Origin of the sequence: Flavobacterium gillisiae (assembly GCF_900107635.1) — a bacterium.
In the GTDB taxonomy this organism is placed as follows: Bacteria; Bacteroidota; Bacteroidia; order Flavobacteriales; family Flavobacteriaceae; genus Flavobacterium; species Flavobacterium gillisiae.
Genome location: NZ_FNRD01000005.1, coordinates 255,406 through 270,419 on the forward strand (window position 1 = coordinate 255,406; position 15,014 = coordinate 270,419).

16 protein-coding genes are annotated in these 15,014 nt (G+C 31.6%); 2 read left to right on the plus strand and 14 right to left on the minus strand.

Features of this window, described 5'->3' with window-relative positions:
- Positions 1 to 67 precede the first annotated feature (67 nt).
- Genes BLV35_RS09310 through BLV35_RS09320 form a run of 3 tightly spaced genes read right to left on the minus strand, consistent with a single transcriptional unit; the run spans position 68 to position 5,907 of the window.
- Complete coding sequence (locus tag BLV35_RS09310) at positions 68 to 1,273, minus strand: GIY-YIG nuclease family protein (protein WP_091088450.1); 1,206 nt, start codon at positions 1,271 to 1,273, stop codon at positions 68 to 70.
- A complete protein-coding gene (locus BLV35_RS09315) occupies positions 1,266 to 3,209 on the minus strand; it encodes a DEAD/DEAH box helicase (RefSeq protein ID WP_091088453.1) in 1,944 nt (647 codons plus the stop codon). The genes BLV35_RS09310 and BLV35_RS09315 overlap by 8 nt, the downstream gene beginning before the upstream one ends.
- Position 3,210: 1 nt before the next feature.
- Positions 3,211 to 5,907: a DNA methyltransferase gene (locus tag BLV35_RS09320; RefSeq protein WP_091088457.1), complete on the minus strand. Its 2,697-nt coding sequence runs from the start codon at positions 5,905 to 5,907 to the stop codon at positions 3,211 to 3,213.
- A 336-nt stretch (positions 5,908 to 6,243) separates the two neighbouring features.
- On the opposite strand from BLV35_RS09320, the gene BLV35_RS09325 reads away from it, so the two are divergent.
- A complete protein-coding gene (locus tag BLV35_RS09325; RefSeq protein WP_091088463.1) occupies positions 6,244 to 6,525 on the plus strand; it encodes a helix-turn-helix domain-containing protein in 282 nt (93 codons plus the stop codon).
- A gap of 349 nt (positions 6,526 to 6,874) precedes the next feature.
- Positions 6,875 to 7,033, plus strand: coding sequence for a hypothetical protein (locus BLV35_RS19275; RefSeq protein WP_176980598.1), 159 nt, complete (start codon positions 6,875 to 6,877; stop codon positions 7,031 to 7,033).
- 78 nt (positions 7,034 to 7,111) lie between these two features.
- Here BLV35_RS19275 and BLV35_RS09330 read toward each other — a convergent pair whose 3' ends face one another.
- The 11 genes from BLV35_RS09330 to BLV35_RS09385 all read right to left on the minus strand — a co-directional run bounded on the left by BLV35_RS09330 (position 7,112) and on the right by BLV35_RS09385 (position 14,946).
- The gene (locus BLV35_RS09330) at positions 7,112 to 7,489 is read right to left on the minus strand and encodes a hypothetical protein (RefSeq protein WP_091088466.1); all 378 of its coding nucleotides are present in this window, start codon (positions 7,487 to 7,489) and stop codon (positions 7,112 to 7,114) included.
- A 49-nt stretch (positions 7,490 to 7,538) separates the two neighbouring features.
- Positions 7,539 to 7,952: a 5-fold beta-flower protein gene (locus BLV35_RS09335; protein WP_091088471.1), complete on the minus strand. Its 414-nt coding sequence runs from the start codon at positions 7,950 to 7,952 to the stop codon at positions 7,539 to 7,541.
- An 84-nt stretch (positions 7,953 to 8,036) separates the two neighbouring features.
- The gene (locus BLV35_RS09340) at positions 8,037 to 9,485 is read right to left on the minus strand and encodes a WG repeat-containing protein (RefSeq protein WP_091088476.1); all 1,449 of its coding nucleotides are present in this window, start codon (positions 9,483 to 9,485) and stop codon (positions 8,037 to 8,039) included.
- A 413-nt stretch (positions 9,486 to 9,898) separates the two neighbouring features.
- Positions 9,899 to 10,273, minus strand: coding sequence for a tetratricopeptide repeat protein (locus tag BLV35_RS09350; protein WP_091088483.1), 375 nt, complete (start codon positions 10,271 to 10,273; stop codon positions 9,899 to 9,901).
- 109 nt (positions 10,274 to 10,382) lie between these two features.
- Positions 10,383 to 10,865, minus strand: coding sequence for a hypothetical protein (locus tag BLV35_RS09355; protein WP_143031849.1), 483 nt, complete (start codon positions 10,863 to 10,865; stop codon positions 10,383 to 10,385).
- A gap of 42 nt (positions 10,866 to 10,907) precedes the next feature.
- Positions 10,908 to 11,198 carry a hypothetical protein gene (locus BLV35_RS09360; RefSeq protein WP_091088490.1) on the minus strand — a complete coding sequence of 97 codons (291 nt, stop codon included), beginning with the start codon at positions 11,196 to 11,198 and terminating at the stop codon, positions 10,908 to 10,910.
- A 68-nt stretch (positions 11,199 to 11,266) separates the two neighbouring features.
- Positions 11,267 to 11,665: a hypothetical protein gene (locus BLV35_RS09365; protein ID WP_143031850.1), complete on the minus strand. Its 399-nt coding sequence runs from the start codon at positions 11,663 to 11,665 to the stop codon at positions 11,267 to 11,269.
- A gap of 196 nt (positions 11,666 to 11,861) precedes the next feature.
- The gene (locus tag BLV35_RS09370; protein ID WP_091088498.1) at positions 11,862 to 12,191 is read right to left on the minus strand and encodes a hypothetical protein; all 330 of its coding nucleotides are present in this window, start codon (positions 12,189 to 12,191) and stop codon (positions 11,862 to 11,864) included.
- 384 nt (positions 12,192 to 12,575) lie between these two features.
- Complete coding sequence (locus BLV35_RS09375) at positions 12,576 to 12,950, minus strand: hypothetical protein (protein ID WP_091088501.1); 375 nt, start codon at positions 12,948 to 12,950, stop codon at positions 12,576 to 12,578.
- 147 nt (positions 12,951 to 13,097) lie between these two features.
- Entirely contained in the window at positions 13,098 to 13,346 is a 249-nt protein-coding gene (locus BLV35_RS09380) for a hypothetical protein (RefSeq protein WP_091088504.1), read from the minus strand.
- A 469-nt stretch (positions 13,347 to 13,815) separates the two neighbouring features.
- Positions 13,816 to 14,946 carry an outer membrane protein assembly factor BamB family protein gene (locus BLV35_RS09385; protein WP_091088508.1) on the minus strand — a complete coding sequence of 377 codons (1,131 nt, stop codon included), beginning with the start codon at positions 14,944 to 14,946 and terminating at the stop codon, positions 13,816 to 13,818.
- Between the last annotated feature and the right edge of the window lie 68 nt (positions 14,947 to 15,014).

The window sequence follows — 15,014 nt, forward strand, 5'->3', positions numbered from 1 at the left end:
AATTGTATAATTAATTGGCAAATATCTTTTTTGAAATAATTTTATAGCCTAAAATCATGTCTTGGCTTTATGGTATTTCTAGAATTGCCTTATTTTCGTGGTCGTATCTATACTTCACAATTGTTTCATCCAAAATCAAATCAATTACTTTATCAATGATTGCGAATGGTACAACAAACCATTCTCTAGGAGTGATTCGCCTTCCTTGGTTATCATGTATGTCCACATTCAAACAAACCTCAGCAAAGAAACGATGTAGCAACTGTTCAAACTTATGAGGATTCACACTGTAACATTTATAAGTTGAAACAATCTCTACCTCAGCCAGTAAGTATGTAGGTTCCTTGGCCGCATTTTTTATTCTAGCTTTTACATCAAGTTTTGAAAAACCTATTTTATGTAAATCCTTAATCTCTGAAATAGATTGGTTCGTTGATTTTGATTTTAAAACATAAATCCAACCTGTTTCTATATCCTCTTCATTTAAAATATTTGCATTTTTAAAGAGTTCATTTTCTGCTTCAGAATCGGTATTAGAAACTATCCTACCATTATTATATAGTCCTTTAGATAAACTACGATAATACATGTTGCTTACTGTACCATTTTCAAAAATAATTTTGGTACGACCGTCTTTTCGAACTACATCTCCTAATTTTCTTCCTTCAATACCGTCTTCCTCTAAAAACAAAAGAATTCCATCTAAAATATAATACTTCCCTTTTTCTAGGTTTTGTTCCACATCTTTAAACTCTGAAAGTTTTCTTTTTCCTTCACGTAAATCTTTATGAACTGCCTTGAAATTAGCCTCATAAGGCGCAAAATCTTTGTCTTTCATTGCTTTCCTTCTGGCCGTGAAATCGGTTTCTGCTCTTTCTGCTGAAGTTGGAACGTTTTTTATATTAAATATCTCAGATGCTTCATCGGTATCTAAAATACCTAATTCATCATCGTTCAAAATATCATCAACTGAAGTAATTTCTACACTAATTTCATCCAATAAATTATGGGTGTCATAGGGCTTTAATATCTCTGTGGTTAAGCTACAGTTTCTAAATCCTTTCAACCGAACTCCCAAACTACGCTCATTTACTATAAAAACATCCGCTTTGGGTTCTCTATTATTTTTTTCAAAAAAGGCATTAACTTCTAGGAACGAATCAATTAAGCGGTCGTTCTCAGATTTGATATTAGAAACTTTAGCTTTGGTGTCTAAAATTCCTAATTCATCATCGTTAAAAATATCGTCTAATGTTAATTTTTTCTTATCCATTTGCCGTGGCTTTACGCTTTTGTTCCTTCAGATAAATAATGATTTCTGCCATTCTCTTTTCTTTAGGGTCTAAAGCATCAATTCTGGGTTGTGTTCCTGTTCTTTTAATCCATTCTTTTATCGTTGGCCATTTCTCGATAGCCTCCGATTCTTCCACTTGAATTCGGGTGGCTTCAATGGTTTCTTGAATAGCTCTGAATACAGATGCTGTTACTGATTTAGATAGTATCTCAAATGCTTTTTGAAACGGATTGATACTGTCTATCAAGTCAATATGTATATCATCAATATTTACAAAACTATCGGCCATTCGAATAAAACGCTTGTCGCCTTGGGTCTCAATGGTACTATTTTTTATAACTGAATCGACCACCACATGTTGACGAACTTGCTCTACTTCTTCATCCGTTAAATCAGGATAGGTTTCTCTAATGATTTTAGGAATTAAAACTTTATTAATCACTTCAGGGTCAACATTTCCAGGCAAAGCTTTAATCATCGTATCATTTTGCAGGATAGTAGCTTTTAAATCATTAATATCTGATTCTATTATATTCTTTACCCTTTTTGATGATGGCTTCTTAAAACCATTGATTCTTATAGTATCATCATCGTCTTCTGATTCATCATCATTTTCGTCTTCGTCTGGGAATTTAGGTTTAAATTTAAAATTGGGTGCCAAAACTTGTTCCATTAATAACGAGGCTGTAATAGCTTTTAGCATATTATTAACCGATAATTTTACTTCACCATCTTCTGCATCGGGTTGGGCTATAAGGTTGGTAAACTGAGCATGAGATTTATTATCACTGTCTCTGGTCGCTCGACCTATAATTTGTATAATCTCAGTCAAAGAACCTCTATATCCTACCGTTAAGGCATGCTCGCAATAAGGCCAGTCAAAGCCCTCCTTAGCCATTCCTAATGCAATGATAACATCAATATCATCAGCACTTTTTACATCTCTTAAATAGCCTTGAATCTTGTCTCTTTCTTTTTGAGTATCATTGACTAAATCAGCAACTTTCAAGGTTCTACCTGTCTTTTTGCTTATGACAAACAGAACTCCTGTATCTGGGTCTTGATAATCTAATTCTCCTAAGCTTTCAATAATACGGCTTACTTCTTCATATTTATCTTTAGTCGATTCCCCTGCATTTACACTTGGAATGTGAACTATTGTTTTTTTACTTTCATCCAATACCTCATCGATTGCTGAGGTATACTTTCCTTGGTAAAAATGATATCCAATACCCAATGATTTTAAGTATTCGTATCCATTCAATTGCTCGTAATAATTGTAGGTTACTTTTATGAATTTCTCTTCCACCTCTGGCAAAAGTACTGGAACACTATCGCCTCTAAAATAGGAACCTGTCATGGCCACCACATGTGCGGTTGATTTATCCATTACAGATTGTAATACTGCGCCTAAACGATTTTCTCCATCAACCGAAACGTGGTGGAACTCATCAATGGCCAGAACCACATCATTTAAAGCTTTTTCATCTATTGCGTCAAAGGCAAAACGCAAGGTTGCATGCGTACAAATCAATATCTTTTCCTCACTTGCTAGAAAGTTCATGAAGGCGGTTACTTTGCTTTTTTCTCCAGTTGCCGTACAAAGATTATATTTAGGGTTTGGGTTCCAATCAGCATAAAAACCGTATTTGGTTAATTCCGTTTTACTAAACGAACTACCAATACTACGCTCTGGAACGGCCACAATTACTTTTCTTAATCCTTGTTTGATTAACTTATCTAAACCAATAAACATCAAAGCTCTTGACTTTCCAGAGGCAGGCGGTGCTTTAATTAGTAAATATTGAGCCGTACGAGCTTCAAATGCTCTGGCCTGCATTTCTCGCATTCCATATTCATTGGTGCGCTTGCTTTTCCCTGTTTGATTGTAACTAACGTGTACTATATCTGGCATATTATTTAGCTTTCTTGGTTTTCTTTTCTTTTACAAACAAATTGTTCTTGGTCGTCATTTCTTCATATAACTTAAACAGATACTCTAAACGCTCGGTATCATTCTCAAATGGTTTCAAGCGATAACAACGCTCAATGGCCAAATCTAACTCATGGTGTGCCTCTTTTAGCCCTTTTGGCATTTTCTCTGGGTCATACAACTGCGCTAAAGTTTTCGTTGGATGTTTTGCTCTTTCATCTAAAACGGCAAAAACATGTAAGTTGATGGTTTCTTTTTGTTTGTCAGAAATTTCAGGAAAAGGAAAGGTATTATAACATAATGTATTAGAATATTGCATATCCATCTTTAACCTTCCTGCCACTGCTTTTACCCAAACGATGTGCATTTTAGATGATAACATGCCAAATAGCCATGGTTCAGCATCATAGACAACTCTAGCTGCATTAGAAATAACATAAGTATTATCATAAAAACCAACAGGTAAATACTTTCTTCTTTCTGAACCCGTTTGAGGAATTAAAATACAATCTGAATCTTTGTACTTCATTTCATCAAATTGATTTGGAAATGATGCTTTTTTAACAGTGGATTCTTTTTTACTGGCAAGCCTAAATTCCCTAACTTTTTCTAGCCTATCTACAAAGGGTTTGAAGTTTTTAATTTCCTCCAAATACTTATCTTCAATCAAAATGCAATACCTTAAAAAGCCATTCATGAATTCTCTAGCGCCTATATATTTTTTTATAAATTTATGATATTCAGGGTTTTCTGTAATAATCTTATTTTTTTCTTCTTCATCTAGTAATAAATTACCATTATCTCCAGGAGAACTACCTTTAATCATTTGAGGCAATTTCGAGATTGGTTTGTTAGTTTGATTTATAAAAACATTGGAGCCTTCAATTAAATACCCGTTAATATTCTTAGTCTTTTTTAACAAACCATTATTAAATAAATATTTTTCATCACTGAACTTATTTGCTAAACCAATAATCACAACACTTACACCCGCATTTCCTTTCGCATTATTTGTCCATTTAAAAGATTGGTAAGCAAAAGAGATTTCAATTTCTTTAGAAAATATGAACGGCCACAAAAGAGCTACTTGCTCTCCTTGTGTAATTGAATTTGTAGTTACAAATGAAAATTTACTATTGTTATTTCTTATATAATCAGCCCCTTTAACAAACCAACATGCAATATAATCCAGCTTTTTATAGTCTACCATTTTTGAGCATACAATAGACATGTCTGCCTTTTGTTCAGCATCTTGCCTGCTATAGCCTAAATAGGGTGGATTACCCAATATATAAACCTCATCGGCTAAATCTATCGGACAGACTGTTTTCCAATCTAAACGAGTCGCATTACCTTGTATAATATTCCCCGCTTCTTTTAATGGTAAAATAGGCTTGGCTTTACCCAAACCGTGCAACTCCTCTACAAACTCTTTGTTCATTTGGTGTTCTGCTAACCAAAGGGACAAAATCGCCATTTCGTGTGCAAAATCATCTAACTCGATACCGTAAAACTGAGAAAGTTTTATCTCTGTAAATAAGATACTTTGTTGCGATTGAATCTCAATTAAATGGTTTAGTATTTCTATCTCTAAACGTCTAATTTCTTTATATGCAATAATCAAAAAGTTACCGCTACCACAGGCAGGGTCAAAACATTTTATTTTTGAAATTCTATAAATCAGTTTCCTTAATTTGTTTACATTTCCTTTGCTTTTTTCAAATTCTTCCTTTATTTCGTTTAGAAACAAAGGTTCAATTACCTTCATGATATTAGGTACCGAAGTATAGTGCATTCCTAAACCACTACGGTATTCTGGGTTTACAACGGCTTGAATCATGGAACCAAATATATCTGGATTGATTTCACTCCAATCAAGGTTTCCACATTCAATAATTATCTTTCTGGCCTTAGATGAAAATACAGGCGATTGAATATCGTCTCTAAACAGCCCCCCGTTTACATACGGAAACGCTTGTAGGAAATCTGGTTCTTTACTATTATTCTCTCTATTTAAGACAGTAAACAGACGGTTTAAAAAGGTATGGGTATCTGTTCCATCTGGCTTGGTATGTTGTGCCAGTGCATCGGTAAACATTCCTTCAATCGGGAATATATTGGTATCCTCAGCAAAGAAACAAAACAACAGACGAGAAAGAAATATGTTGAGGTTGTGGCCACCATCATCATAAATAGTTGGGTTTTCATGTACCAAAATATCATACAGCTTGGCCATTTCATACGAGGCTTTGCGGTCAGCATGATTTTCGTTCTTGGATTGGTATTTTTCTTGACCCGCCCATGGTAAAAAGAAATCGTATCGTTTGTTTAATTCTTTTATTGGTGTATCTAAAGTAATTCCAGTACGAATATCTTTGGCCAATAATGTTTTATAATCGGTTACAATTACAAAACGTGGATTGTGTTTTAAGCTTTCTTCGCTTTTGGTTAAATCATCAATAGTGGTTAGTAGTTTATCTGAAGCTACTTCTTTAAAAAGTACTTTCTTTTTGTATAAAACCTCTCCTTCAACTTTAGATAAGTTGAAGTCTCCTTTCTTTAATCGAGTAACCGTAGTCTTAGAGATACCATAGGCCACCAACAAATCGTAGATAAAGTTTTCTTTATCAATCGATTTTACTAATTCATCAAGATTCTTTTCTATTTGAGTGGCGCCCATTGACTTTTGAATTGTTATTTTGTTATTAAAAATCTTTATGTAGATTTTGCTTAAAGCTCAAATGTAATAAAATTTAACCTATAAAATATTCAATAAAAAACGCTTTTACGCACCCAAATATTTGCAAAAAAATTACAAGTCCCGCCAGAAACGTAAAAATTAGTTTTTCTTATTTCTCTTTTACTTAATAAACTATCTTATTACACTTCAAGAAAACCTATTTTTTTCGAACTTCATACATACCCTTCATTGTACGCAATAATATAATTGGGCATCAAATCTCTATACGGTTTTCCTCATTATGCTGAAATTAATATTCACTAAATTTATTAAAAAATGGAAAACGCAATCATGTTACACAATTTATCTCTAAAGGAATTGGAGCAATTAATAGAGCGAGTGGTTAAAACACAATTGGAAGAGTTTAGAAAAAACCAAGCTAAAGAAAAGCCAGATGAGTTATTGACTAGAGAAGAGACTTATAAATTATTGAAGATTGATAGTAGTACACTTTGGCACTGGACTAAAAAAGGAAAAGTAACTGCTTATGGAATTGGTAATCGTAGATACTACAAAAGGTCTGAGTTGCTGGAGAGTTTAATAAAGCTTAAAATATAAACTGTCTAAATTATATGTCCCTAGACATATTGCATACTAAAATATTCTCCAAAATTTTTAGAAAAATAATTTTCACACATCCGAGCACTTGTATATACGCTATCCATTTCAACCCTAATATAAGGCAGAATACGTAGAGACACTGATAATATTACAATATCTGACGGCATGTTGAACACCCCTCCCTCCGCTAGCACTCAAATGGATATAAAAACGACACTTTATGCAATGTCCATACACTCTCAAGGGTGTCGTGGTAATACAAAATGGTACCTATTTAGATATCTATAATTAGTACTTAGGTGAAGTTCAATTGAAACCGACATATTTATATACAAATACAAATGTCATGGCGAAACTTCCCAATACCGAAAATACCGAAGTACTTACAATTAGAATATCACCAAAACTAAAGGAAAAACTAAATCAATTGGCAAAAAAAAGCAAGTATGGTGGAAGTGCATCATCTTGTATTCGCTACCTAATCGAATACCACTCAAAACTTTAAAATATCATTGTATATTTATATCGTAGATATAACAAATCGCTAACTTTAGTTGGCCATTCATTATATGATTTTTAATTATTATCTCACTGATTTAACTAAATTATCACCAGCTGAATAAATTCTAGAGAGAATGTAAATATAAATTACTAAGTTGACAATCCCAAAAAAACTGTAAACATAGACATAGTTCTCTACTAGAAATAATATCTTATATGCAAAAATCGCAACCATAATGATAAGGATAGTCATGTATAAGACTACATTGACTATGTTTTTCATGTCCTTACCTGCTGCAATGATATTGGCTGGATTAATTACAGTTTCAAGCACAATAGGTGCAGCCTTTACCACATTTGGCAATGGTTCTATACTAAACTCATTTTTAGTATTTAGTAAACGCTCTTTCAAATAACTAAACTCTTCTTGAGTTGAGAGTTCGAGATTTTCGTAATTCAACTAATTCTTTTAACTTTTCTAATTTACTTTCCATAAACTTTTTATTTAATTAATTTTCGAAATCAAAAAAGAAAAAGACAATCGCAACCCATACTTTTTGTACACCTCTACCATATCCAATAGTACTATAACTACTATTTTGTACTGTGCCATCTTCTTTGATATAACCTAAGGTTTTATACTTGTTATTTTGTACCGTGCCATCTTCTTTGATACAACCAACAGTTTGATAGTTTTTATTCTGAATAACACCTTTCTCTCTAATATAACCAATGGTGCTATAATTTTTATCTTGAATGGCTCCGTTACTTTTAAAGTAACCAACCGTTTGATAGCTCTTATTTTGAATAAGACCGTTACTTGTAATATGAGCAGTTGTATTATAACTACCTGATTGAATTTTTTGTGCTTTTATTGCAGTACTACTCAATATGAGAATAATAAAAAAAATACTCTTTCTCATAATTCTTTTATATTAACTTATTAGTCTTTTGTCTTTACATATAGCAAATATTCATTCTATTAGAAGCTTGTGCCAACCTTAACTTTATTTTTCTCTATACTCGCGTCCTTTTTTGTCAATGTAAAAGGATTGACCATCTTCGATATTGCCTTCCATTGCAACAATTGCAAAGCCGTTGGGATAAAAACCGTATGCAGATGAATACTTTATTGGAATTACCACCTCACCCGATTTGTCAATAAACCCATATTTTGCCGCCATTAATTCACCAATTCTATCACAACAATCACCTAGCCCTACTGTGGCCAGCCCGCCACTGAAAAAAGACCCTACAGCATCAAATTTTGTGCTAGATATAATAGATTCGGTTTTATCGATGAACCCCCATTTATTTTCACCTAATTGAATAACAGCTAGACCGTCTAAAAAATCTCTCGCACCACTAAAATTAAACCCCATTACTTGCTTTCCTGAATGGTCGATATATCCCGTTTTCCCATACTTTTCTTGCCATACTCTAGCTAACCCATCTGAAAAATCTGAACAATCAAAATATTCCAAAGGAATAACAATTTTTCCTTCTTTATTAACATATCCGAATTTTCCATTTAATTTTACTCGTACTAATCCTTCTGAAAAATAACCAACTTCATCATAAATCATAGGAATAACTACTTTCCCTGTTCTATCAATAAACCCGTATTTTCCTTTAAAAATTCGCAACCCATCATCAACTCTAATCACTGTTTTTCCGACACCCACTGCAGCAAGATTTTCACTGAATGAGTTTGCAAAATCATATATTAATGGCACTATCTCTTTACCCGTGTTGTCGATGAATCCAAATTTCTCATCAGAATCCACCTCGTTTTTAACTACGGACAGATTATTATCTTTTGAAAAACCATCAATATCTTTATAATTTTTTGATACAATAATTCCTTCTTTATTTATTAAGTAATATTCTTGTCCTCCTAAACGACTAAGTATCGCAACCTCATTCGAAAAATTATGTGAATAAAATTCCTTCGGTATTGTAAAAGCAATAGCTCCAGAATTATCAATATATCCTGTCGCATTATTCCGTTCAAAACGAGCCAAACCGTCAGAATAGAAGTCTAGATTATCATATTCATCATTATTTTGTGGTTTCATTGTCAATGAATCAACAAAAATATATTTTCCATTAGCTTTAAGAAAAGGAACCAACGTTTTATTCCTTGAAATAAAAATAAAAAATAAAGTGATTAATACACCTACTCCCAAAAGGGAAAAGCCAACTGTTTTGTATGAAATATTCCTTTTTTCTTTTGGTCTTGAAATAAAATTTTTTGATTTTATATTTTGGAATTCATCAGTTTTAATTACTTCCAAATCGAGTAATTTGTCTGTTTTCTCAAGTTTTGGTTCTTCAATAAAATTAGCTATAGGATTAAGAAGTTCATATTTCAATGTATCAAATTCTTCTTGAGTTATCGTGCCAGATTTTTGTAATTCAGCTAATTCATTTAATTTTTTTAATTTTTCTTCCATTGTTTGCTTTCATTAAAAATTATTTTTCCGTGCAACGCAATCTGATAGTCAATTCCCCATCAGAAACTGTAGTGTCCTCATTGGAGCATCCGTTATATGATTCAATAGTCAATGTTTCATCCTTATAATATTCAGAGCCTTCACCAGAGTATGTAGTTGTGCAGATACACGTTTTTTTTTGTTCGTTACACCCGACTATTGCCATAAATAGAAATAGTCCCAAAATACTTTTTAATTTTTTCATATTTATTCATAATTTTTATTAATCTCGTAAACGTCCAAAACCTATTTATAATGCTATTTTTAAATCCACTAAAAAAGCGTTCCATTATGGCTCAACTTAGATATATTATTTTATCAATAATTTAATTACAGTACTTCTTATAAGGTTATTCTCTTATGTTCTTCCTAATTTACGAAATTGAGTAAAAATTTAAACAAGCACTGTTAATTTGTTTTAATTTTATTTTTGACATTCCTCTCAAGCTATAATTGCGAGCATCTGTAGGTTCTAATTGAATTGCGTTAGTGTAATCAGCTATTCCTCCTGTATAATCTTGAAGCATATGTTTTGATACTCCTCTCATTGCAAACGCATCTGCCATTCCAAACACATTTAAATATTTTGGCTTTAATTCAATTGCTTTGTTGTAATTAGCTATTGCTTCTCTATAATTACGATTACTATAATTTTCTAGTCCTTTTTCATAAAAACCGTCAAAGCTCGTCTGACTATAAGAATTCAGACAAAACAAAATTATTATTATAAATAAAGCATTTTTTTTCATGAATTTAATTTTTACAATTATCAGCGTTATTTAATAATATATCTCATTGTGAGTAAGAAGAAACAAATAGTTATTTCTATACTTCTCATTTACTATAAAAACCTTATTATTATCTCATCAACTTTAATAAAACAGTACTAGAATTCCCTCTCCCATCCATCAATGTTCCTCTTATATCTCCGTTAAAATTAATATAGAGTGTACCAAATGAATCACTATTATTTGAAGCATCATAATTACCGCCAGTAGCAACTAAACTTCTAACTTTAAAAGAAGAATTATTAAGTATTACAATTGTTCCTGTAAGTGTATTTCCATTTCCGCTTATCATAATATTTCCAACTCCAGATGAAACAACATTAAAGTTTACTCTTCCATTTCCATTTAAAGTAAATGCATTTCCCCTAAGGTATTTGATGATGTCAAATTGCTCTTCTTTATTTTCATTTTCGTCAAAGGTATTACCCATATTGTTATTCGCAACAACTTGATTATCAGTAAATTTTGATTTATTGTCCTTACAAGCTATTACAATAAATAGAAATAATACCATTAGCAATAAATTCGTAACTGTATGTATTCTTCTTCTCATATTAATTAATTTTCTTATCTACTTCCTTCTAAGAGGTTGCTTTTATTCTACAATTTTCCACATATAAGAATGTTCATCAGCAGTAACATCAACTTGATAAGTATACTCTTGTCCTCCTTCTATTGTTTTTAGAACGCCTGAATATTCTTTACCATTTTTATGCATCAAGTCAAAGCTATTTATTGAAAGGCTAATTCCATTGCTAGAGGCTCTTTTCTGAAGTTCTACGTTAATATCACTTCTTACTTTTGAAACTAATTTGTCTTTCGAACCCCCTTCATTACAGGATATTAATGAAATACAAAATAAAAGGCTGTATAAGATTTTTTTCATTATAAATTATTTTAGGTGTTAATATTTTTGTTGTCTTATTTAGTTTGGATTAATACTATCCTTTTTTATTAGGATGATGCATAAATCGCTGTTCTAATTCCATTACAGCATCTTTCGTGAGGAGCGTCAAGCCCAATCAATTGCGTGGATTTACTTTTTATCCCAATTTCAATAAGTAATGAGTTATCGGATTGAGTTATTAAATAGACAGGATAGATATATCCATAACTTGTCAAGGAGGCGGAGTCGCTTAAAACGATAATACCATTAGTTTCATTAAAATCATCAACCTTGTAACCATTTGACTGCGCAAATTGAATTATAGTTTTCATCGATTTGTCTAAAGGACTTGTTGTTGAAAATGATTTTATTCTACTTGGCTTTTTCATTTTTACCGAACCTTTTTTCATTGCGGCAAATATCAAAAACCCCCCTACTATTACTACACTTATTATTAAAATATCCATAATTTATATTATTAATTCCCTACTACTTTGGTTATACGGTAACACCCCGTTTTTTAATTGGTTTCTGGACTCCAATTTTAATAAATATTGCCTTATGATACTCACATTGAAGAATTACTCTTCCATTTAAAGTAAATGATTTTCTATGAAGGAGTTTCCTAAATTATTCTTTTTTATGACGTCATGTAAATAAAGTCTAGTTTTGAAATCGTTCCATTAGAGTCGCAAAAATTGTTGCGTAGAAAAAAATTGATATGACAAAAATTATCCCTGTCCAAATTAAGTAAGCGACCGCCCAATTCTTTCTTATTTTGTTTTTGTCATCATTTGCCCAAACGATAATAAATATTATACCCACCAACGAAATGATTGTAATTAAAAAATTCACCAACCAATCACCAATAGATAAATTTTCTGCCACGTCATAAGACGATAGTTTTTCTTCAATAGTCCGCACATTTGTATTTGACTTACTGCTCATTAAAGCAATTGACAAAATAAGAAATGATACAGGTACAATAATCATTAAGGTAGATATTGTTAATTCGAATAGGTTTTAATAGGCCCATCTATCACCAGTAAAACGTTTAACAGTCCAGTACAAATCATTCAAGAGCCAAAATATTGAACTAATCATTAGAAACATTGCTGCATTTTTTTTTTTCATTTTATTTTATTTTTGATTTTATTACTTAATTAGATTTTTAGATTTCGCCTTGTTTTTTTTGTGATTGCTAATCTGAACTTTCTGTATTTACTCTTAAAATTTAAAAACTATCAAGCCGAATTGTCTTTGCTCATGTCTTGATGTTAAGTCGTTTTTTGATTTACCGATAACTCCTTCCTTTAGAAATCTGCAAATTCTTTTAACTTGGTCAATTTACTATCCATAATTTTTATTACAATAAATTTAATATTGCTCTTTCTTATAATCTTCTTCACTCTTCATCATTTTTTTGTATCTAGTAACTTTATCATATCGGTTATTGATACATCGCATATTATCATTCATCCCATTACAACACCAATACTCTCTTCCACCAGACAATACATCTCCAATTGAATATATCATACTAGACTCAAATTTAGTAGCACTACATTCTATACAAGTATGCTTAAGTTCAGGTACATTTTGATTGTAAGAATCATCGGTAGTGTCTTCAGGCTCTATAGATTGTAAATTTGAAACCGATGTAACAACGCTTTCACGATAAACTTCTAAAGATGTCTTGGCTACAAAAAAAAAAAATAAAAAAATGACTACTATAAAAACATATTTCTTCATTTTAATCTGGTTTAATTAGTTAGAGATAATATAATGACTTTGCTATTAGTAATTGAGATTCAAATAGGTTTTACACCTATGAGTTTTTTATAGCACTGGATTTTTTACAAGAGTACATACCCGAATGAGAAAATTTGGTTTCCACTTTTAATTGCTAAAAAAACCAATTTTATATTGATACATCAACCAAAAAATATTTAAAGTTGTAAATATCCCACCGATAATTCTTAACGTACTTCCTTTCATTTCTTTATTATCTTTCAAACGATAATAGGAAACGATGGCAGCAATATAACCTACAGGCACAAAAATAATTGGTAAAATTACAAAGCCACCTAATCCTGCAGCAAAAGAAATAATAGCAAATGGGTCAGTTTTTTGTTGTGTTTCAATCATAATTAAAAAAATTTAGTTTTATATATAAGATACTTTCTTCCCGAAAAGTAGTTTGAATAAAAGTCTAAATTCTTTTGAATTATTTAACGTAAGCTTTTTACTGTTTAACGTAAATAACCTTAATAAAAAAGCACTATTTACTAAATAGTGCTTTCAATTCAATTGTAGATAACCCAAAATGAGTAATATGTTGTCAGTCTACACTTTTTCAATTGTCATTGTGTTTGTTCTATTCTCTTCTACTATTTTATTCTATCTGCCACATAAAATCCAGAATCAACATATTAATATTTTCTCATGTGTTTTCCTTTCAAATCAGAAATTAGGGGTTTCCATAAAAAATGTATTGAAATCGTTTACGGCTTCATCTCTGAAAGCTGTTGAACTACCGATTTTCAAAAATTTAAACTTAAGATTATTGACTTCATTTATTATATATTTCTTTAAATCTTTGAATTCTTTTAATAAATTATTTTAACGCTTTTATATTTTCACCATCATTAAAATATAAAATCCCATTAGATATTACGAATTCGTCGTCAATCAAACAGTTATTAGCCTCAAATTTCCACTTTTCCGTACCTGTATATGCATCAATTGCAAAAACGCCTTCGTAATCTACTCCAAAATATACCAATCCATTAGCCACAACTGGCTCTGAACCAGAAACATTATTGTTTTGCACTGCAAATTTCCACTTTCTAACACCTGTATTAATATCAACAGCATACAAAGTATTAGATAAATCTACAAAATAGACAGTCCCATATGCCACAGCTGGGCTATTAATGTATGAAAATGAATTATTATTGTCCGTTTGAAAACTCCATTTTTCAGCTCCTGAATTAATGTCGAAAGCATATAAAGACTTAAAGCCAACAACGAGTACAGTATTGTTATTTATCACTGGACATGAAAATGGCGAATACCCTATATACTTGCTCCAATTTTTGACTCCCGTAGAAATATTAAAACTATATACATAATTTTTACTTCTTATAATTATGTTGTCTAAGTTAATAGCAACACTTGAAAAAAACTTATCCCCAACAGTAACTTTCCAATTCTCCTGACCATTTGCAGCATTAATTGAATATAAATATCCTTTAGTACTGCCAAAATAAATATTGCCATCATGAACTTTTGGACTTCCTTCTACGCCTCCTATTATTTGAGATTTCCATTTTTTCTGCCCCGACACAATATCAATAGCGTATAAATATTTATCGAAACTATCATTACCGTGGTCAAATGTACCGATAAACACAGTACTACCTAAAAAAGTTGGATATGAAAAAGTTGAATAGTTTTGGTTAGTATCTTCTTCAATTTTATAAAACCATCGTTGTTTGCCTGAGCTCATATCTAGCGCAATTACATTTCCGTCTAAACTTCCAGAAACAACTATTCCATTTGCTGCAGCAAGTCTATGAACTCCAAAACCCGGACCTAGACCAGGTTTAAAAACCCATTTTTCACTTGGTTTAGTTTTTGGCGAGTTATTTTCTGTATAACCACTATTGCTATTATTTCCCCTTTGCATTGGCCAACTTTCATTACTACCTATAGTATTTGGATATCTCGGTTCGATTTGTGCCACTGATTTCGGTTAGACCGTGCCACCCATTTCGGTCAATTTGTGCCACTATTCCGGTTCGATTTGTGCCA